The 17533-nt window shown below is 65.5% G+C and carries 19 protein-coding genes, 1 tRNA gene and 1 pseudogene; 9 read left to right on the top strand and 12 right to left on the bottom strand.

The window, feature by feature from the left end; all coding sequences use genetic code 11:
* Positions 1–23: 23 nt before the first annotated feature.
* A pseudogene (locus H4W26_RS11855) lies at positions 24–1915 on the bottom strand (glycoside hydrolase family 15 protein).
* A 109-nt stretch (positions 1916–2024) separates the two neighbouring features.
* On the opposite strand from H4W26_RS11855, the gene H4W26_RS11850 reads away from it, so the two are divergent.
* Complete coding sequence (locus tag H4W26_RS11850) at positions 2025–3398, top strand: glucose-6-phosphate dehydrogenase (protein ID WP_192592419.1); 1374 nt, start codon at positions 2025–2027, stop codon at positions 3396–3398.
* 41 nt (positions 3399–3439) lie between these two features.
* Here H4W26_RS11850 and H4W26_RS11845 read toward each other — a convergent pair whose 3' ends face one another.
* From H4W26_RS11845 to H4W26_RS13790, 3 genes are read right to left on the bottom strand one after another with little or no spacing between them, the layout of a single operon-like run.
* Positions 3440–4711, bottom strand: a complete 1272-nt coding sequence (locus H4W26_RS11845; RefSeq protein ID WP_192592418.1) for a YkvI family membrane protein — start codon at positions 4709–4711, stop codon at positions 3440–3442.
* 57 nt (positions 4712–4768) lie between these two features.
* Positions 4769–5044, bottom strand: a complete 276-nt coding sequence (locus H4W26_RS13795) for a GrpB family protein (protein WP_225940090.1) — start codon at positions 5042–5044, stop codon at positions 4769–4771.
* 27 nt (positions 5045–5071) lie between these two features.
* Positions 5072–5344, bottom strand: coding sequence for a hypothetical protein (locus tag H4W26_RS13790; RefSeq protein WP_225940009.1), 273 nt, complete (start codon positions 5342–5344; stop codon positions 5072–5074).
* A 90-nt stretch (positions 5345–5434) separates the two neighbouring features.
* On the opposite strand from H4W26_RS13790, the gene H4W26_RS11835 reads away from it, so the two are divergent.
* A complete protein-coding gene (locus H4W26_RS11835; RefSeq protein WP_192592417.1) occupies positions 5435–5812 on the top strand; it encodes a PH domain-containing protein in 378 nt (125 codons plus the stop codon).
* Here the strand turns inward: H4W26_RS11835 and H4W26_RS11830 are convergent.
* The gene (locus H4W26_RS11830) at positions 5809–6465 is read right to left on the bottom strand and encodes a pentapeptide repeat-containing protein (protein WP_192592416.1); all 657 of its coding nucleotides are present in this window, start codon (positions 6463–6465) and stop codon (positions 5809–5811) included. The genes H4W26_RS11835 and H4W26_RS11830 overlap by 4 nt on opposite strands.
* 80 nt (positions 6466–6545) lie before the next feature.
* Here H4W26_RS11830 and H4W26_RS11825 point away from each other — a divergent pair, with 80 nt between their 5' ends.
* Positions 6546–6980 carry an NUDIX hydrolase gene (locus H4W26_RS11825; RefSeq protein ID WP_318779876.1) on the top strand — a complete coding sequence of 145 codons (435 nt, stop codon included), beginning with the start codon at positions 6546–6548 and terminating at the stop codon, positions 6978–6980.
* Positions 6981–7028: 48 nt separating this feature from the next.
* On the opposite strand, the gene H4W26_RS11820 is transcribed toward H4W26_RS11825, so the two are convergent.
* The gene (locus tag H4W26_RS11820) at positions 7029–7457 is read right to left on the bottom strand and encodes a hypothetical protein (RefSeq protein ID WP_318779875.1); all 429 of its coding nucleotides are present in this window, start codon (positions 7455–7457) and stop codon (positions 7029–7031) included.
* 126 nt (positions 7458–7583) lie between these two features.
* A complete protein-coding gene (locus H4W26_RS11815) occupies positions 7584–8573 on the bottom strand; it encodes an NAD(P)H-quinone oxidoreductase (RefSeq protein WP_192592414.1) in 990 nt (329 codons plus the stop codon).
* 103 nt (positions 8574–8676) lie between these two features.
* Between H4W26_RS11815 and H4W26_RS11810 the strand changes: the two genes are divergently transcribed.
* The 4 genes from H4W26_RS11810 (at position 8677) to H4W26_RS11795 (ending at position 10639) form a co-directional block, all read left to right on the top strand.
* Positions 8677–8764, top strand: a tRNA-Ser gene (locus tag H4W26_RS11810).
* 87 nt (positions 8765–8851) lie between these two features.
* A complete protein-coding gene (locus tag H4W26_RS11805; RefSeq protein WP_192592413.1) occupies positions 8852–10060 on the top strand; it encodes an MFS transporter in 1209 nt (402 codons plus the stop codon).
* 34 nt (positions 10061–10094) lie between these two features.
* Positions 10095–10418, top strand: coding sequence for a hypothetical protein (locus H4W26_RS11800; protein ID WP_192592412.1), 324 nt, complete (start codon positions 10095–10097; stop codon positions 10416–10418).
* 17 nt (positions 10419–10435) lie between these two features.
* Positions 10436–10639 carry a hypervirulence associated TUDOR domain-containing protein gene (locus tag H4W26_RS11795; protein ID WP_192592411.1) on the top strand — a complete coding sequence of 68 codons (204 nt, stop codon included), beginning with the start codon at positions 10436–10438 and terminating at the stop codon, positions 10637–10639.
* 28 nt (positions 10640–10667) lie between these two features.
* On the opposite strand, the gene H4W26_RS11790 is transcribed toward H4W26_RS11795, so the two are convergent.
* Entirely contained in the window at positions 10668–11243 is a 576-nt protein-coding gene (locus tag H4W26_RS11790) for a dihydrofolate reductase family protein (protein WP_192592410.1), read from the bottom strand.
* Positions 11244–11388: 145 nt separating this feature from the next.
* Positions 11389–12792 (bottom strand): MDR family MFS transporter, encoded by a 1404-nt coding sequence (locus tag H4W26_RS11785; RefSeq protein ID WP_192592747.1) that lies wholly within the window; start codon positions 12790–12792, stop codon positions 11389–11391.
* Positions 12793–12969: 177 nt separating this feature from the next.
* On the opposite strand from H4W26_RS11785, the gene H4W26_RS11780 reads away from it, so the two are divergent.
* Positions 12970–13575 (top strand): TetR/AcrR family transcriptional regulator, encoded by a 606-nt coding sequence (locus H4W26_RS11780; RefSeq protein ID WP_192592409.1) that lies wholly within the window; start codon positions 12970–12972, stop codon positions 13573–13575.
* A gap of 43 nt (positions 13576–13618) precedes the next feature.
* On the opposite strand, the gene H4W26_RS11775 is transcribed toward H4W26_RS11780, so the two are convergent.
* The 3 genes from H4W26_RS11775 to H4W26_RS11765 are packed head-to-tail and all read right to left on the bottom strand — an operon-like array spanning position 13619 to position 16062.
* A complete protein-coding gene (locus tag H4W26_RS11775) occupies positions 13619–14296 on the bottom strand; it encodes a haloacid dehalogenase type II (protein WP_192592408.1) in 678 nt (225 codons plus the stop codon).
* Positions 14297–14342: 46 nt separating this feature from the next.
* Positions 14343–15149, bottom strand: coding sequence for an Fpg/Nei family DNA glycosylase (locus tag H4W26_RS11770; RefSeq protein ID WP_192592407.1), 807 nt, complete (start codon positions 15147–15149; stop codon positions 14343–14345).
* A gap of 37 nt (positions 15150–15186) precedes the next feature.
* Positions 15187–16062, bottom strand: coding sequence for a hypothetical protein (locus H4W26_RS11765; protein ID WP_192592784.1), 876 nt, complete (start codon positions 16060–16062; stop codon positions 15187–15189).
* Between the two features lie 67 nt (positions 16063–16129).
* Here H4W26_RS11765 and H4W26_RS11760 point away from each other — a divergent pair, with 67 nt between their 5' ends.
* Positions 16130–17533 (top strand): phosphomannomutase/phosphoglucomutase, encoded by a 1404-nt coding sequence (locus H4W26_RS11760; RefSeq protein ID WP_318779874.1) that lies wholly within the window; start codon positions 16130–16132, stop codon positions 17531–17533.

The raw sequence follows: 17533 nt of genomic DNA, 5'->3' as shown, positions 1-17533 counted from the left end.
TCCTGGGGGCGCCGTCGGCAGGCTCAGAAACGCACCGGGGCCCGAGTGACGGCGTCGACGGCGCGGATGAAGCCCAGGTGACTGAAGGCCTGGGGAAGTTCCCCGCCAACCGCGCACTCTTCGGGTCATACTCTTCAGCGAACAGCCCGAGATCGTTCGCGTAATCGGAGAGCTGGTCCAGCAGGCTTCTCGCCTCGGCGATCCGGCCGCTGTACGCGTACTGCTCCACGAGCCAGAAGGTGCAGATGAGGAACGGGTACTCGTCCCCATCCAACCCGTCTACGCCGGTGTCGGTGCGGTAGCGATGCAGCAGCCCGTGCTCATCCTGCAGATCGGCTTCGATCCGAGCCACGGTGCCCAGCATCCGCGGGTCGTCGTACTCGACGAACCCGGTGTGCGGAAGCTGCAGCAGCGAAGCATCCACCTCGGCATTGGAATACGTCTGCGTGAAGGAGTTCAACTCTTCGTCGAAGCCGTGCTGCATGATCTCTTCGCGAAGCCGGTCCCGCAGCGTCCGCCACCTCTCCACCGGCCCATCGAAGCCGTGATCTTCGACCGCACGGATGCCTTGGTCGAAGGCCGCCCACATCATGGCTCGACCGTGCACGAAGAACGCGGCTTCTCCACGCATCTCCCAGATCCCGTGGCCGGATCGGTCCATGTTCTGCTCAGCGAAACGCAGCAGATTCTTCTGCAGCCCCCAGGAGTACTCATCCTCGGCCACCCCGGCCTTGCGCAGTTGAGAAAGGGCGAGCATGACCTCTCCGACGACGTCGGCCTGATACTGACCCACAGCCTCGTTGCCGACCCGCACCGGCTTCGACCCTTCGTAGCCGACCAGGTGGGGAAGGGTGCTCTCGGGCAGCTGGCGTTCCCCCGCAATCCCGTACATGATCTGGATGCCGTCAGCGTCTCCAGCGACGGCGCGCAACAGCCAGTTGCGCCAGTGCAGGGCACCGTCGGTGAAGTCGTGGGCAATGAGGGTCTCGATGGTCAGGGCCGCATCCCGCAGCCACGTGTAGCGGTAGTCCCAGTTGCGACTTCCCCCGAACTCCTCGGGCAGGGAGGTCGTCGGGGCAGCCACGATCCCACCGGTGTCGCTGTTGGTCAGCGCGCGCAGCACCATCAGCGACCGCAGCACGGAGTGGTCCTGCTCGTCGGAAGCCGTAACGCTCGCGGACCACTGGGTCCAGTACTCCACTGTGCGTTCTAGGGCCGCCTGCGGGTTCTCGGGGGTGGGCGGCTGCCGGTGCGACTGATGCCATGTGAGCGTCCAGTCTGCAGACTCGCCCGCCTGGAGAGGGAACACTCCGGTGAGCCGATCAGCCACGGCGCCCTGGTAATCGTCGGGATGCCCCTCCGGAAACTCTATGTGACCGTCCGCTTCCTGCGTCTTCGACTGCTGGTCCTCGTGCGGACGCAGCAGCGGGCCAGACAGAAGCAACGCGTCCGGTCCGGCCACTGACAACAGCCCGCAGGTCCCTTCACCATCGAGATCCACCCGCCGGGTCCAGGGTTTCGCCCGGCTGTAGTCGAAACGGATCCGCAGGTCATGTTCGACCTCCACGCTGCCGGAGATGCACTTCACCCGCCGGATCAGGTCGGACTGCTCACTGCCCGGAGGCAGGAAATCCGTGACCACCACGGTGCCGGTCGAGGTCTCCCAAGTGGTCTCGAGCACAAACGTGCGCGGAAGATACCGTCGCGCCACCACCTCCCCGTCCAGGGCCGAGATCTTCCATCGACCATCTTCTGGGGTGCCCAACAGCGCTGCGAACACCGAGGCGGAGTCGAAACGCGGGAGGCACAGCCAGTCGATGCTGCCCTGGCGGGACACCAGCGGACCGGTGTGCATGTCGGAGAGGAGCGCGTAGTCCTCCAACGGGGTGGACGTATTCTCGGCATCCGGACTCATGGATCCATTCAACCATTGGAGACCGCATGGCCGAGCTGCCCCGACCGCGGCAGCCCTCGCGACGCCGGTCACGGACCCACCCGAACCCTGCGCCCGGTACGGTGCACTCATGGAGAAAATCGAAACTCTCGTCATCCTTGGTGCGACCGGGGACCTCACCTCGCGACTGCTGCTGCCTGGGCTGGGGCGTCTGCTCACCGAGCAGCCGGAGCGTCGGATCAGCCTGATCGGCACGGACCTGGCTCCTGAGGATGCTGAACAGTGGTCTCGCACCGTCCAGAGAGCCTTCGAGACGGTCGAGGCCAAGGGGCCAGCCGTGGATCACCTTCTGGCCCACACCGAATACCTGGAAACCGACGCCTCTTCTCCCCAGGATCTGAAACAACTCTTGAACGCGGTCACGGGGACCCCCGCCCTGTACTTCGCGCTGCCGCCAGCCGTGACCACAGAGGCCATCGAGGTTCTGCAGAACGTCGGAATGCCGGAGAACACGATGTTGGTGCTGGAGAAGCCTTTCGGCGTGGACGAGCGCAGCGCCGTCGAGCTCAATCGACGTCTCACCGCGCTGGTGCCGGAAGACCAGATCTTCCGGGTTGACCACTTCCTGGGCCAATCCACCGTGCTCAACATCCTGGGGCTGCGGTTCACCAACAGACTGTTCGAGCCGCTCTGGAACCGGGAACACATCGCGAAAGTGGAGATCGTCTACGACGAGATTCTCGGACTGGAGAACCGGGCCGGCTACTACGACCATGCCGGCGCGCTCGTGGACATGATCCAGTCCCACCTCCTTCAGGTGATGGCCCTGGTGACTATGGAAGCCCCGATCAGCGTGCACGCCGACGACCTGCGCGCAGCCAAGACCGCAGCCCTGCAAGCGGTCCGTCCTTTCGCCGGTGAGCCGGACCGCGCCAGTCGGCGAGCACGCTACACCGCCGGCACCATCGGGGGCCGTGAACTGCCCTCCTACGCCGACGAAGACGGCGTGGACCCAGCGCGTGAAACTGAGACCTTGGCCGAGGTCACCTTGGAATCTGCCACGTGGCGGTGGTCCGGGGTGCCCTTCATCCTTCGATCCGGGAAAGCTCTGGGTGAGTCTCGCCGGGAGATTGCCATCACCTTCCGCGAGGTCCCGCATGTGCCCGACGGCCTGACCGGGGAGAGCATCCCCAATGTGCTGCGTATATTCCTAGGGCCTGACGGCCTGGCGGTGGGGATGAACGTCACCGGTCCTGGCGACCCTTTCGCCATCGAACGAGCCACACTGAGCACCGATCTGGGGGCCGGGCGGCTGAATCCCTATGGGGAGGTCCTCAACGGTGTGCTGAACCGGGATCCGACCCTGTCCATCCGTGGCGACGCCGCCGAGCAGGCCTGGAAGATCATTGATGAGATTCGCTCCCAGTGGGGCGCCGGACACGTCCCCCTGGCGGAGTACCCGGCCGGATCCCGAGGGCCAGCCGACTGGGGGCGGGGAGACTGAACAGAGCCGTTGGGGCATCAAGGGATCTGCCCCCGCGCATCTCACGTCGTCGAGCGCTCGTCGTGTGTCTGCGGGTCCTGCGTGGAGATGGCGCGGTCCAGGTCGAGCTCACCTGTCATCACGTGCTCCAACCGAGCGGCATCGGCCTCCGACTCGCCGAGGGCGCCCTCGAGCTCAGCCTGATGTTTCTCATCGAATTCCTGGGAGGGGTCCTCGCGCTGTTCCGTCAGGTCGCGAATGCGCTCCCGGCGTCGGGCCTCTGAGGAGAGCTTCTTCCGTTCCTTGACCCACCACCCGACCAGCAGGACGACCATCGCCAGCCCCACATATCCCAGGACCGGGTAGACGTAGGTCATCAGCGTCTCGAAGCCCACGAAGCTCACCCCGTAACCCGCCGCGCACAGGGTGAAGAACACCGGGACGTACCGCTGTGGCCGAGATGCGGTGACCCGCTTGCCCAGGGCGAAGAACATGCCTATCGCGGTGTTGTAGATCATCAGGAAGATGATGAACGTCATGATGAGAGCCAGCACCGGGTGGATGGATTCAAACAGGCTCAGTGTGGGCACGTCGTCGCCGGCAACCACCTCGATGTTCGCGAGCATGGTGAACGCCAACATCGCGAGCAGGATCGTGTAGACGGTCCCGCCGAGCAGCCCGCCGCGCATCGTCGCTCGCAGGCTGCTGTGGGCCCCGCCGATGACCAGGGACATCGAGACCCCGAGGATGAGCGCCAGACCCACGTAGTTCAGTGCGGAGAGCCACCATGGGCTGACCGGGGAGGCCTCTGCGCTGGCGAGCTCGCTGAGCCGGCCGAAATCGCCCGGCATGTTGAACAATGTGTAGAGAAAAACGGTGACCACCGCGAGGATCAGCAGCGGAGTGACACCACTGATGATGTTGCTGACCTTTTCGACGTTGAGCAGCCCAGTGGTCGCAACCAGCACCACCATGATCAGTGAGCCGATCCAGGTGGGCAGACCGAATTGCTGCTCGAGGTTGGATCCGGCACCAGCAAGCATGACGAAGCCGATGCAGAAGAGCGTCAGGATCACTGCGATGTCCAGGGTCCGGGAGATCACCGGGTGCGCGATCTGGCGGAAGACGCTGTGGTGTTCTTCAGCGAGAAAGAAGCATCCCAGCTGCAGGATGACCGCACCGGCGGCTGCCATGATCACCCCGGCGAGAACGATGCCCCAGAGGCCGGTCAGTCCAAAGGACATGAAGTATTGGATGACTTCCAGCCCGGTTGCGAATCCGGCCCCGACCACCAGACCCACGAATGCGAGACCAATCTTGATCTGCTCTTTCATCCTCGGGGTCCTTTCACAGAGGCCAGCAGGTTCTGAGACCAGTGTCACACATGTCTCTCAGCGAGGCACTGGCGTCTTCAGCGGCTCATCCCCGGACACCAGGGTCAATCGCCAGGTGCAGCTCGCAGTTCGGTGCCTGAAAAGCCAACCTCGCGAGCACCGGTAGATCCGCGAGCGGAGTGGATATCGGGCCGCCAGAAGTGCCTGGAGGCAGTCCTCTTCGGCGGTGATGTCCTTTACGGTGACCACGATGTGGATGATGGGCTTCGCCGCCAGCCCGGGCGCGGAGGTCGAGCCGATGTGTTCGACCCCGATCCGGAGACCCGAGAGCATCATGGATCCGTCGTCGGGCGCCACGGATCAGCTGTGGTGGATCGACGGCCCCTTCTTGACTGAAGCCCTTGATGTGAGCCAGTGAACCACCACGGCCGCGCCGACCAGAGCCCCTCCGATGGACATCGCTGCGCCCTGGAGAAGAGACAGCAAGGGCTGAACAACTGTAGACAAAAGGTTCGGCACCCACGGATCGTCGGCGTTGGAGTTGATGTACAGCGGCCACAGCGACTGGATACCAGCGGCGACGACGAAACAGACGATGGCCCAGACAATGCATTTCTTCGTTGTCTTATCCATTCCTAGACCTTACTCCCCTGTTATAGGTTTGCCGAGGAGTTCAAATGTCAATCATGATCGAGACCATTTCGCGTCACAAGGAGAACGAAGATGCCCGAGTTGAATGCACTGACCAGCTGGACATTTGTCAATGAAGTGCCGGTCCCCGGTGATGTCCAGGATCTGCTGGTCCAGGGCGAACAGGCCATTGCCGCCTATCAGACCTTTCGGGACAGTGCGGTGTTCACGAACAAGCGGCTGATCGTGCGGGACGCCCAGGGCCTGACGGGGAAGAAGGTCGAGATGTATTCAATCCCCTACACCTCGATCAATATGTGGTCCTCAGAGAACGCTGGCAAGCTCATGGATCTCAACGCCGAACTTGAACTCTGGACTCGCGCCGGTCTGATCAAGATCAAGGTGGGCAAGCAGGTGGACGTGCGTCGCCTGGACAAGCTGATCGCCTGGGCCGTGCTGGGCAACGGCTAGGAGGGTTCCACCGCAAGGCCCAGATGCTGAGCCAGCGACGGCGCCAGGTCGAGAAGCTGCTCCGGGCTGATCACCGCGCCCTTCAGCCCGGAGAGTCCCACCAGCCGCTGCAGCTCGGCGCCACGAAGATCAACATCCTTCAGCCGGGCCTCACGTGCCTCCAGTGTGCCCACGGTGCATCCGCTGAATCTCACACGGTTCGCTCGGGCGCCGGAGATATCCAGCTCCCCGATGGTGCAGTCCTCGAACAGCACGTCAGCGAGCACGGCGTTGCGAAGATTCACCAGGTCCAGTTTGCAGCCGCGCAGCACCAGGCCGCTGATGCCGGCGTCGTGCAGTTCGGCCACGCCCAGTCGGCTGTCCTGCAGCGTGACATCCCTCCAGGTGGATCGCGGCGCCTTCAGGTGGGCGCTGTTCACTCGTTCCCAGCTGGACTCCACGATGGAGGCGGCCGTGAGATCGGCGTCGCCCATGGTCACCGAGCGCAGCACACACTCGGTCAGCCGCCCGCCGGAGAGATCAGCCGCAGAGAGATCGGCGCGTTCCAGGATGATCCTGTCCGCCTGAGCGGTCTGTCGAATCTCTGTCTCATCACCAACGGCGAGACCCAGATGCCTCTGTTCCCGCAATCTGGGACCTTGAACCTGCGCCATCCGCCCACCTTTCAGTCCCGCCCAGACTAGTCCGCGGGCCGGACATGGCCCGGTGCTACAGTGCCCCCATGGACCTCCGCGTGGCCGCATATGCAGTGATCACCGACGACTCCGGCCGCATGCTGCTGCCGCACTGGTACGTCGACGAGACCGCGCAGGGGTGGACCCTGCCCGGGGGAGGTCTTGATCCTGGAGAGGATCCGGCGGACGGTGTGGTGCGCGAGATCCTGGAGGAATCCGGATACGACGCCGAGGTCCAGGAGCTGCTCGGCATCGACAACCTCATCATTCCCGGACAACGCCGGCTGCACCCTCACCAGCGAGGCACGCCGCTGCAGAATCTGCGAATCATCTATCGGGCGCGGGTCACCGGCGGGGCCCTGACCGTGGAGCCTGAGGGCTCCACCGATGATGTCGGCTGGTTCAGCCACGAGGAGATCAACGGGCTTCACCGGGTCTCCCTGGTGGATGCCGGACGCCGTCTGGCGGGGCTGCACACCGACGTCGTCGGCTGACCGTGTTGAACCCCCGCTGAACTCGCAGAGCTTCGCGAAGGAAGGGTCTCAGACCGCCGAGTCCTGCGCGTCCTGAAGCGCGGCTCGAACCTGGTCGGCGCGCCGTCGCACTGCGACGGTCTCCCCATGACCCAGCCGGACCATGGCCGCTGCCTCGGCCGTGGTCGCCAGGTGATTGGCCGCCCGAGACAGGGAGGAATGAAGCTTGGTCGCTCCGCCGGGGACCTGCAGGCCCTGGCTCGGGTGACTGCTCTCGGCCTGCCGACACAGCTCATGAACGGTGTCCAGCTGATCGGCGAGCTCGTCCCCGATCACCACCAGCTGGCTGTAGGTCTCGTCATCCTCCACGCCCTCGATGACCTGGTGGTAGCGGTCCAGGCCCCGCACGTAGCGGTCATGCGCCTGACGCCACAGCCCCTTGCCCAGCTCCCTCTCAAGGCGGCGGGCACGTCTACGGCGTGGGAAGAACTTCATCATGATGGGTAAAAGTCTATCGAAACCCTCCCAGCCCACGTTGAGCGGCGGATTCTCCGAACAGTTGGGGCCATGATCCGCTTCAGATGCTCGGAGAATCCGCCGCTCAACGCAAGAGAGAAGCGCAGCTCAGCGCATGGTCAGCAGGACCTTGCCGGTGTGTGTGCCGGAGTCGAAGTACTCGTGGGCCGCGGCCGCCTCCTGAAGCGGAAATGTCTTGTCCGTCTGGATCTTGATCTGCCCGGCTTCGAGCAGCGGCCACACCTCGGCGCCCACCGCCTGGACGATCGCAGCCTTGGCCTCGGCGTCGCGGGAACGCAGCGTGGTAGCGATGATCCGCAGCCGTTTGGCCAGCATGAGCCCGAGGTCCACCTCGGCCTTGCGCCCACCCTGCAGCCCGATGATGACCATGCGGCCCCCGGTCGCCAGCGAGGCCAGATTCGTCTCGAGATACTTGGCCCCGACGACGTCGAGGATCGCGTCCACTCCGCGGCCGCCGGTGATCTCCTGGACACGCTCTCCCAGGTCCTCGGTGCGGTAGTTGATCACGTGGTCGGCGCCCAGTTCGACGGCGAGGCTCGCCTTCTCCGCGGAACCGACAGTGGTCAGCACCTCAGCGCCGAGGGCGTGCAGATGCTGCAAGGCGAAGGAGCCGATCCCGCCGGTGCCCCCATGGATCAGCACCGTGTCACCGGCCTGGACCCGCGCCTCCCCGCGCAGGTTCGAGTGCACGGTGGCCGCGACCTCGATCAGCCCGGCGGCATCGATGAGGCTGACGCCCGCAGGCACGGGCAGCACATGGCGGGCGTCCACCACGACCTTCTCGGCATATCCGCCGCCGGCCAACAGCGCGACGACCTCCTTGCCGATGAGGCCCTCGGCTGCCACGTCACTCCCCTGCCCTGCGGCAATCACGCGTCCGGAGACCTCGAGACCTGGAATCTCCGAGGCGCCCTTCGGCGGCGGGTACATGCCGGCGCGCTGCATGACATCGGCTCGGTTCAACGCGGCAGCCGCCACCTCGATGAGCACCTCGCCCGCCTGCGGCACCGGATCCGACACGTCGGTGACGGTGATGACCTCGTGTCCGCCCGCGCCGTCGTAATGCACTGCTCGCATGCTCATGCTCCTCAACTCGATCCGTACTGATCACTCACGTATAGTCTGTGTCTGGAGTTTTCCACGAAAGTCTGGAGAGCTCCATGCCGACTGAAGAGTCGGGGGAGCGCTGTCCGAGCGGCCGAAGGAGCTGGTCTTGAAAACCAGTGTGCGGCAACCCCGCACCGTGGGTTCGAATCCCACGCGCTCCGCTCAACATTGAGAGATGCTCACGCATCTCGTTCGAGGAAACGTCCCGCACCGACCACGCGGACACCGCTGGTGAATCGGAGGTGGGCATGCGCAGAGCAACGCCTGGCCCGGGATTGTTGACCGTCCTGCTCGGCGCCGTGGGCGTCGGCCCGCTGCTGCTCTATGGACTCAGCGCCACCAGTGAAGAGATCATCACCGACCTGGGCATCAACGAGGCGCAGTTCGGCCTGCTGGCCACCACCTGCTTCGCCTGCGCCGCGCTCGGCAACGCCACCCTGGGCCGTCTTGCGGATCGCCATTCAGACCTCGGTCTGATGACCGCCGTCTTCCTGATGTCCACGCTCGCGCTGGTCCTCGCCGGAGTGCCAGGCGGGTACCTGGTGCTCATCATCGCCGCCGGACTCTCCGGCTTCGCCCAGTCCTTCCCCAACGGGGTGACCAACCGGGTCCTGCTCGAACGCGTCCCCGCGCAGAAACGCATCGGCTGGGTGGGCATCAAACAGTCCGGCGTCCAGGTCAGCCAGCTGGTGGCGAGCCTGACCTTTCCGCTGCTCGCCCTGCTCATCGGCTGGCGCGGCACCGCGCTGCTGGCCACGCTCATCCCGCTGGGGCTGCTGGTGCTGACCTGGCGCACGCTGCGCACCGTGCCGCTGCTTCACGACACCCGCGTCACCGGCGAGGAGACCAACCCCTCCCCCGCCGCGGCGGCCACAACGCTGCGGCCCGGTCATTCGGCCGCAGTCTGGGCCCTGGCCGCCTTCGGCTGCCTCAACGGGATCGGCGTCCAGGCGACGAACGTCTACCTTCCACTCTTCGCGGTGCGCGAGCTGGACTTCTCCCTGGTGCTCGGCGGGGCGACGGCCGCCGTCGCCGGCGTGGTGGGAGTAACCGCGCGCGTGGGCTGGGCACGAGTGATGGCGCGGGGCACCTCGGGCCCGGTGCTGCTGCTCGCTCTCGCACTGACCGCGCTGGCCGGCGTCGTCGCCTTCTTGAGCGCGCAGGCCACCGGGTGGGCACCCCTGCTCTGGACCGCAGTCGTGCTGCACGGCGCCTCGGCACTGGGGGTCTCGGTGGTGCTGATGAGCGTGCTGCTGCGCAGCATTCCTTCGGCCTCGATGGCCTCCTCCAGCGGGGTCGTCACCGCCGGGATGTTCACCGGCTTCGCCATCGGTCCACTGATGATGGGGATCATCGTCAGCTCACCCGGCGGGTTCACGATGGGATGGATCGCCGTCGGCCTCGTCTACCTGATGTGCACAGTGTTGGCCACAGTGCTGATCCGCCGCCGTCGCTAGAGTGGATCGGACCAATGCTTCGAGGAGGTAACCGATGACCGACCGCACTCCGCCGCAGGACGTCCAGAAGGCCGCCCAGCGCGCGCTGGCCTGGATCGATGAGGGCAGAGCCGGCAAGGGCTTCACCGACACCGGCCGTCACCGTGCCCAGCAGCTCGCCGAAGGGGCCTCGGTCCCGCTGGAGGACATCCACAAGATGCGCCAGTACTTCGCGCGCCACGCAGTGGACCGGGACACCGAAGGATTCCTGCAGGGCCAGGACGGCTTCCCCACCCCGGGGCGCGTCGCCTGGGATGCCTGGGGCGGGGATCCGGGCCGCACCTGGGCCCATCGCGAGAAGTTCGACGAGACCGAGTAGAAGGACAGGCAGCAACCATGGCATTCAGCAAAGGTGACAAGGTCTCCTGGAACACGCCCCAGGGAAAGACCCACGGCACCGTCAAGAGCAGACACACCAAGGACCTCGAGTTCGCCGATCAGACGTTCCGCGCCTCCGCCGATGACCCGGTGTACCTGGTGGAGTCGGAGAAGACCGGAGCCGAGGCCGTCCACCATGAGAAGGCCCTCTCGAAGCGCTGACGCTGCGCCCCGTTCAGGTCACCGCGGGTCAGTGCTGGACCTCATACACGGCCTTGATGACCCCGTTGGCATACGACGCAGACTCCCGCAGCCTGAGATTCTGCCGCTCTCGATCGGTGGGGCTGAAGGCTGACTTTCCAGCACCCAATAAGACCGGGAATATCAAGAGGTTGTACCGGTCGATCAAGTCCGCATCCATCAAGCTGCGCGCGAGTTCCGCGCTGCCGTGGATGAAGATCGCGCCGCCCGACTCCTGTTTGAGCGCGGCCACATCGGCAGTGGACCGCAGGAGGGCGATGGGGCCCCAATCCTCGACGAGCGCGTCAGTGCCCATGCTCGTGGATACGACGTACTTCGGCAGCTCCTTATACCCCGCATGATCTTCAGAATTGGGCCAGATGGGGGCGAAGGCCTCGTAGCTTCGGCGGCCGAACATCAGCGCCGTGGTGTCCGTGAGCTCTTCGCCCTTCAGCGAAAAGGATTCCGGCACGAACTCGGTATGCAGAACCCAGCCCCCGCTGCGGTGTCCCTCGCTGGTACCCCCTGGGGAGTCTGCAACTCCGTCCAGTGACATGAATCCGGTCCAGACCAGTTCCCGAGTCATAGCGACCTCCTGAGTTCACCTCGGCAGTGTGCGCCACGAGAGCTTCCTGGTCGGAGTGGGAACACCGAGGCGGTCTCGTCAGCCTAGGACCCAACGCGGGGCCGGTGAAGCTTCGACGCCCTGTGCTCGTGCTGCTGAGTCACGGTCACACCTCCTGCTGTGCCGCCTTCGTGGGAGAGCGGACGAAGAACGCTCCGACGACGGCGGCCAGGGAGATGATCGCTGCCGTCATGAAGGCCGACTGGGCTCCGGCCGCCTGGGCCGCGATCTCGTCCACGGTTCCGGGCTGATCGGCTGCCACCGAGGACATCGTGGTGATCAGCACCGCGACGCCGGCCGCGCCGGCCACCTGCTGGAGGGTGTTCAGCACCGCTGAGCCGTGGGAGTAGAGATTAGGCCGCAGGGAGCTCAGCGACGCGGAGAACAGCGGGGTGAAGGACATCGCCAGGCCGATCGACATCGCCACCTGGATCACCGCGAGCATGACCACTGGGGTGTCCTGTCCCACCGTGCTGTAGGACCAGAGTCCGGCGGAGACCAGCAAGGTGCCCGGGATCAGCAGCGGGCGAGGTCCTCGGGCGTCATAGATCGCCCCGACCACGGGGCCGAGAATGCCCATGATGATGGAACCGGGCAGGATGATGAGCCCGGACTGGGTGGCAGAGAGCCCGGCGACATTCTGCAGGTACAGCGGCAGCAGGGTCAGGCTTCCGAACATCGCCAGGGCGACGATCGACATGACCGCCACAGACATGGTGAAGTTCAGCGAGCGGAAGACCCGAAGATCCAGGAGCGCCTGTTCGCTGCGCTGGAGGCGCAGCTGGCGCCAGACGAAGAGTGCGAGCAGGATCGCCGCGGCTCCCAGCAGCAGCGATGCGCCCGCCGTGGACAACGCAGACTCCCCGCCGTGAGCGCTGCCGAACTGGCTCAGTGCAAACACCAGGCCGCCGAAGCCGAGGGCGGAGAGAATGATCGAGGCCACGTCGATCCGGCGAGGCTGTGACTCCCCCAGGTTCAGCATCCACTTGGCCCCGATCAGGAGGGCGATCACGGCGATCGGGAGGATGAGCCCGAAGATCCAGCGCCAGCTCAGCGAGTCCAGGATCAACCCTGAGACGGTGGGGCCGATGGCCGGTGCGAGGGCCATGACGATGCCGGCGCGGCCCATGATCCGGCCACGTGAATGCTCAGGGACGACGTTCATGACCGTGGTCATCAGCAGCGGCATCATGATCGCGGTTCCCGAGGCCTGGATGATGCGTCCCAGCAGCAGCACCGCAAAGCCCGGGGCGATCAGACAGATCAGCGTGCCCGCCGTGAACAGGGTCATTGCGGTCAGGTAGACGCCGCGGGTGCTGAACCGCTGGATCACCAGACCCGTCACCGGGATCACCACGGCCATCGTCAGCATGAACGCGCTGGTCAGCCACTGTCCCAGCGAGGGGGCGATGCCCAGCTCGACGTTCAGGTGGGGAATGGCGATGCCCATGGTCGTCTCGTTCAGGATCGCCACGAAGGCGGAGATCAGGAGAAGCCAGATGACTCGCATTCCCCGTGGATCGAGCGTTTCTGGCCGCGTTTCTGCCGCTGTGCTGACGGACACTGTAGAACTCCTTGGATGAAAACCATGCTGCGAAGACTGTCGGGGCCGCGAACGAACCCCTCGCGACGACACTATATGACTAATGTGGCAGAGTCTGCCATGTTCGATAGTTAGACTGGACACATGGACGAGTCGATCGGCATCAGGGAGCGCACCCGGGGCGCAATGCGTGGCGAGCTGGCCGACGTCGCGCTGCGCTTGTTCGAGGAACGCGGGTATGACGAGACCCCGGTGGATGAGATCTCCACCGCTGCGGGCATCTCTCCCCGCACCTTCTACCGCTACTTCGGCACCAAAGAGGACGTCCTCTTTGCCGATCTGCCGCCCACCAGCGTGGACCTCTCCGAGCTGCTGACGGAGCATCTCAGCAAACTCTCACCCTGGGAGGCGCTGCACCAGACTCTGCGGAACGTCTCCGAGCGCATGCAGACCCAGCGCGGCCGATGGTCGCGTCTGCTGCGCGTGGTGAACACCAGCGACAGTCTGCGGGCGGGTCACTTGGAGCAGCACATGAACCTCGCACAGACGCTGATTCCGGTGATCGCTCCCCAGCTCGAGGGTCCCGCATCCTCGAGCGCGCTGCGCGCCCGGGTCCTGGTCCATACCGCGCTCACCTGCTTCGACACCGCGTTCTCCCACTGGGCAGAGCACGAGTCAGACATCGAGATCTTGGACGCTGTGGACATCGCGTTCGCCACGTTCTCCAACGCCACGCCGGAGACGCGCTGAAAGAACCCGTCGGAGGTCGGCAGGTGTTCAGCGCCTCAAGCGCTCAGCTGTTCAGCTGGAGCTTCTCCGCAAGCTCGACCAGGTCCGCGGCCTCGACGTCGGGGGCGGCGAAGTAGGACGGATACGAAGCTCGCCGTCGATTGATCCAGGCGGTTCGCAGACCTGCAGCGTGTGCACCGTGGATGTCCCAGGGGTGCACCGCGACCAGCATCAGCTGCTCGACGGGTCGGTCAAGGCTCTGCGCGGCGTAGTCGTAGGCCTGGCGCGCGGGCTTCCAGAGCAGCGCGTCCTCCACGCTGAGCACCTGGGAGAACTGGTCACGCACCCCTGATCTGCTCAGCAGCGAGTCCGCCACTGCAGTGGCTCCGTTGCTCAAGGTCACCAGCTGGGCCAGGCGGGCCAATGAACGGATTCCAGGTGCCGCGTCCGCGTGCATCTCGAGATTCTTGAACACCCCGAGGATCTTCTCCACGGCCTGCTCCGGGTCAGACGTCTCGGAGTATTCGGCGTGGAGGCGGCGCAGCGTGTCTGCTGCGAGGTCGGCGAACCCTGGGTTCTCCCCGGTGGCGGTGAGCGCAAACCCATCCCGCAGAAGTTCGGCGAACCACGGTCGGGCGAGCGCCGCAGGCATGCCGCACTCCTCGAACGTCCCCGCGAGGGTGCTCATATCGGAGAGCGTCTCGTTCACGTCGAAGATGATGACAGCTGGTGTGGAACTCATCGAGTCAGTCCTCGCTTCTGTGCGGATCTGGTCCTTGGTGCTCAGACTACGTCTGGCACGAGGGACAGAAATAGATCACTCGGTCCGGCACGGCGGCTTTGCGCAGCTCCGCTTCTCCGAGCTCCCCGCGGCGCAGCCGCGTGCCACAGCGCATACAGGGCTTGCCCCCGCGCCCGTAGACCCAGTAGGGCGGGCCCGCCGTCGGGCTGCCCGTGGTGCACCGGCGGGTCCGCAGCCTGTTGACCTGGAGCAGCTTCTCGGACAATTGGATGATCCGACCCAGGTCAGGCACCTCCGCCACCGGTCGGCTGGGCAGGATCCCGGCAAGGAAGCAGATCTCGCTGCGGAAGACGTTGCCCACCCCCGCGAGGTTTCGCTGATCGAGCAGAGCCACCCCGATGCTGCGCTGCGGTGCGGCGAGAAGCCGGCGGGCAACCTCCGCAGCGTCCCAGTCGGGTCCCAGCAGATCAGGTCCCAGATGCGCGAGCTTGTCTTCTTCCTCCGCCGGAGACAGGACGTGCAGCTCACCGAGGGAGAACCCCACGGCCTCATGCTCTGCTGTGCGCAACACGCAGCGCGCCGTATGCGCCGGGCGTCGCCACTGGACTCGACCGCCGGACTCGCGCGAATAGACGTGCCAGGTGCCTTCCATCTTCAGATGCGACTGCACCGACACATCCCCGAACTGCATGAGCAGGTGCTTCCCCCGCGCGATCACACGCTCGACGACGCGGCCGGAGAGGTCCACCGTGGCGTAGGTCGGCACACGGAAGTCGCTGCTGATGAGCTCTCTGCCGGCCAGGGCGGCGTGAAGCACGGCCGCTTGACGGAATACGGTGTCTCCCTCGGGCACGTCAGCTCTCTGTCAGTGACTCTGAAGGCGGCGGGGATCAGGTCTGGTTCTTGAAGACCACGAGGAACTTGCGCGCTTCCTCTTTGGTCAGCGGGGAATGGGCGGAGAGCAGCTCGGCCGCCTCATCTACCAGGTCGTCGCGCAGCAGGGCGTAGAGCTGGTCGTGGACCCAGGGCTCGAGATCGTCGTGGGAGAGGGTGATCTTCTCCTCCCCGCGCTGGACCTCGAGGTGGAAGCCAGCCATCTCCTCCTCTTCGGAGCCCCAGTCCTCGGGGATGGTCAGCTCATCCTCCGGGTTGAACCCGGACTCGGCCATCAGCCGACGGGCCCGCTCGTCCACGTCCTGCGGGGTCTCCCGCTGGGCGCGAGGTTCGCCGCCGGGGATGTCAGGAATCTGCTGGCTGTTCTCGCCGAGGATCTCGCCGGTCCGCGGATCAGCCTCGCCGATGGGCCTGCTGGGATCGCCGTCGCCGGCGTCGGCGTCATCGCGGACCCCGTCGATCACGTCTTCGACCAGCTCGCCGTCGAGGACCTCATCGTTGTTGCTGGAAGGGTCCTGCGTGTCCAGAGGACTGGAGACTGCGCCGTCGCCGAGTTCATCCTCGGCGCGGATCTCCGAGGGCGACTGCTGGGGGAAGGCATGCAGCGCCTGGACGGCGATGATGCAGTCCTTGATGTTCGCACCGGTGGACTGCTTGAAGACGGCGAGCGCGCGGCGCCCGTCCTCGGCACCGATGGCGCGGTACACCTGGCGGTGCTGCTCGTCGTTCAGCGCGAGCGCCGCTTTGCGGGCGTTCTCCGGGGTCACGCCCTCTTTGATGCCCTCGTTGAGCTTCTGGGCCTGCCGCTGCATGAGCATACGGATTCCCAGAAACAACAAGACGCCGACTGCCAGTACCACAAGTATTTCCACAGGGTCAGTCTACGTCGGTTCACCTGTGCGCGGGCTAGATGAATCGTGCTCCCGTACGATATTGCCCGTGACCATTGATCTTTCAGCCTCATTCAAGGCATATGACGTCCGCGGACTCGTGGACGAGACCATCACCAAAGAGTCGGTGCGCGCCGTCGGCGCCGCCTTCGTCGACGTCCTGGACCTCGCCGGGCAGACCGTGCTCGTCGGCGGCGACATGCGCGCCTCCTCGGGCGACTTCGCGGCCGCGTTCACCGCTGGCGCCACGTCCCGCGGAGCGAACGTGACCCAGCTGGGTCTCATCTCCACGGACATGCTCTACTTCGCCTCAGGATCTATGGACGCACCCGGTGTGGTCTTCACGGCCAGCCACAACCCAGCCCAGTACAACGGCATGAAGATGTCCAGGGCCGGCGCCGTGCCCCTCTCCTCGGAGACCGGTCTGGAGGATATCCGTGACGCCGCGCAGACCTACCTCGAGGCGGAGGAGATCCCCGCCGCCGAGGAGCCCGGCACCGTGGAGACCGTGAACATCCTGGCCCAGTACTCCGAATACCTGCGTTCCCTGGTGGACCTCTCCGAGATCCGCCCGCTGAAGGTCGTCGTCGACGCCGCCAACGGCATGGCCGGACTCACCACCAGCGCGGTGCTCGGTGATGACCTGCTCGCGGCGCTTCCGCTGGAGATCACGCCGCTGTTCTTCGAGCTCGACGGGACCTTCCCGAATCATCCCGCCAACCCGCTGGAATCCGAGAATCTCCGCGACCTCCAGGCCGCAGTCATCGAGCACGGCGCGGACATCGGCCTGGCCTTCGACGGCGACGCCGACCGCTGCTTCGTGATCGATGAGCGTGGCGAGCCCGTCTCCCCCTCGGCGGTGACGGCCCTAGTGGCCCGACGCGAGATCACTCGTGCGCAGGCCGAAGGTGAAGACACCCCGGTCGTGATCCACAACCTGATCACCTCGCAGGCCGTGCCCGAACTGGTGGAGGCTGCTGGTGGCCGCGCCGTGGAGACCCGCGTGGGTCACTCCTACATCAAGGCTGTGATGGCCCAGGAGCAGGCGATCTTCGGCGGGGAGCACTCCGCGCACTACTACTTCCGCGAGTTCTTCAACGCTGATACCGGCATGCTCGCCGCGATGCACGTGCTGGCCTCGCTGGGCGGCCAGCACCGTCCGTTGAGCGAGTTCGCCGCCGAGTTCAACCCGTACTCCGCCTCCGGTGAGATCAACTCCGAGGTCGAGGACAAGGCCGCCGCTGCGCAGCGCGTGGAGAGCACCTTCTCCGACCGTGACGTGGAGATCTCACATATGGACGGGCTGACCGTCCGAGCCGCCGATGGAACCTGGTGGTTCAACCTGCGCCCCTCCAACACGGAGCCGTTCCTGCGCTTCAACGGGGAGGCCCACAGCCAGGAGCAGATGGAGTCCGTCCGCGACGAGGTCCTCGGGCTGGTCCGGCAGAGCTGA

The sequence above is a fragment of the Nesterenkonia halotolerans genome (assembly GCF_014874065.1).
In the GTDB taxonomy this organism is placed as follows: domain Bacteria; phylum Actinomycetota; class Actinomycetes; order Actinomycetales; family Micrococcaceae; genus Nesterenkonia; species Nesterenkonia halotolerans.
Note: the sequence above shows the minus strand (reverse complement) of the source record. Positions and strands in the feature narration are given on the sequence as shown.

What these genes read in the sequence shown, in the direction of transcription:
- H4W26_RS13795 (WP_225940090.1), bottom strand. Translation starts at nt 5,044, where the DNA reads ATGCTCTCGGGTCTCCGGATCGGGGTCGAACACATCGGCTCGACCTCC.
- H4W26_RS11780 (WP_192592409.1), top strand. Translation starts at nt 12,970, where the DNA reads ATGGACGAGTCGATCGGCATCAGGGAGCGCACCCGGGGCGCAATGCGT.
- H4W26_RS11820 (WP_318779875.1), bottom strand. Translation starts at nt 7,457, where the DNA reads ATGATGAAGTTCTTCCCACGCCGTAGACGTGCCCGCCGCCTTGAGAGG.
- H4W26_RS11775 (WP_192592408.1), bottom strand. Translation starts at nt 14,296, where the DNA reads ATGAGTTCCACACCAGCTGTCATCATCTTCGACGTGAACGAGACGCTC.
- H4W26_RS11835 (WP_192592417.1), top strand. Translation starts at nt 5,435, where the DNA reads ATGCCCGAGTTGAATGCACTGACCAGCTGGACATTTGTCAATGAAGTG.
- H4W26_RS11785 (WP_192592747.1), bottom strand. Translation starts at nt 12,792, where the DNA reads ATGCGAGTCATCTGGCTTCTCCTGATCTCCGCCTTCGTGGCGATCCTG.
- H4W26_RS13790 (WP_225940009.1), bottom strand. Translation starts at nt 5,344, where the DNA reads ATGGATAAGACAACGAAGAAATGCATTGTCTGGGCCATCGTCTGTTTC.
- H4W26_RS11790 (WP_192592410.1), bottom strand. Translation starts at nt 11,243, where the DNA reads ATGACTCGGGAACTGGTCTGGACCGGATTCATGTCACTGGACGGAGTT.
- H4W26_RS11850 (WP_192592419.1), top strand. Translation starts at nt 2,025, where the DNA reads ATGGAGAAAATCGAAACTCTCGTCATCCTTGGTGCGACCGGGGACCTC.
- H4W26_RS11845 (WP_192592418.1), bottom strand. Translation starts at nt 4,711, where the DNA reads ATGAAAGAGCAGATCAAGATTGGTCTCGCATTCGTGGGTCTGGTGGTC.
- H4W26_RS11795 (WP_192592411.1), top strand. Translation starts at nt 10,436, where the DNA reads ATGGCATTCAGCAAAGGTGACAAGGTCTCCTGGAACACGCCCCAGGGA.
- H4W26_RS11805 (WP_192592413.1), top strand. Translation starts at nt 8,852, where the DNA reads ATGCGCAGAGCAACGCCTGGCCCGGGATTGTTGACCGTCCTGCTCGGC.
- H4W26_RS11830 (WP_192592416.1), bottom strand. Translation starts at nt 6,465, where the DNA reads ATGGCGCAGGTTCAAGGTCCCAGATTGCGGGAACAGAGGCATCTGGGT.
- H4W26_RS11800 (WP_192592412.1), top strand. Translation starts at nt 10,095, where the DNA reads ATGACCGACCGCACTCCGCCGCAGGACGTCCAGAAGGCCGCCCAGCGC.
- H4W26_RS11815 (WP_192592414.1), bottom strand. Translation starts at nt 8,573, where the DNA reads ATGCGAGCAGTGCATTACGACGGCGCGGGCGGACACGAGGTCATCACC.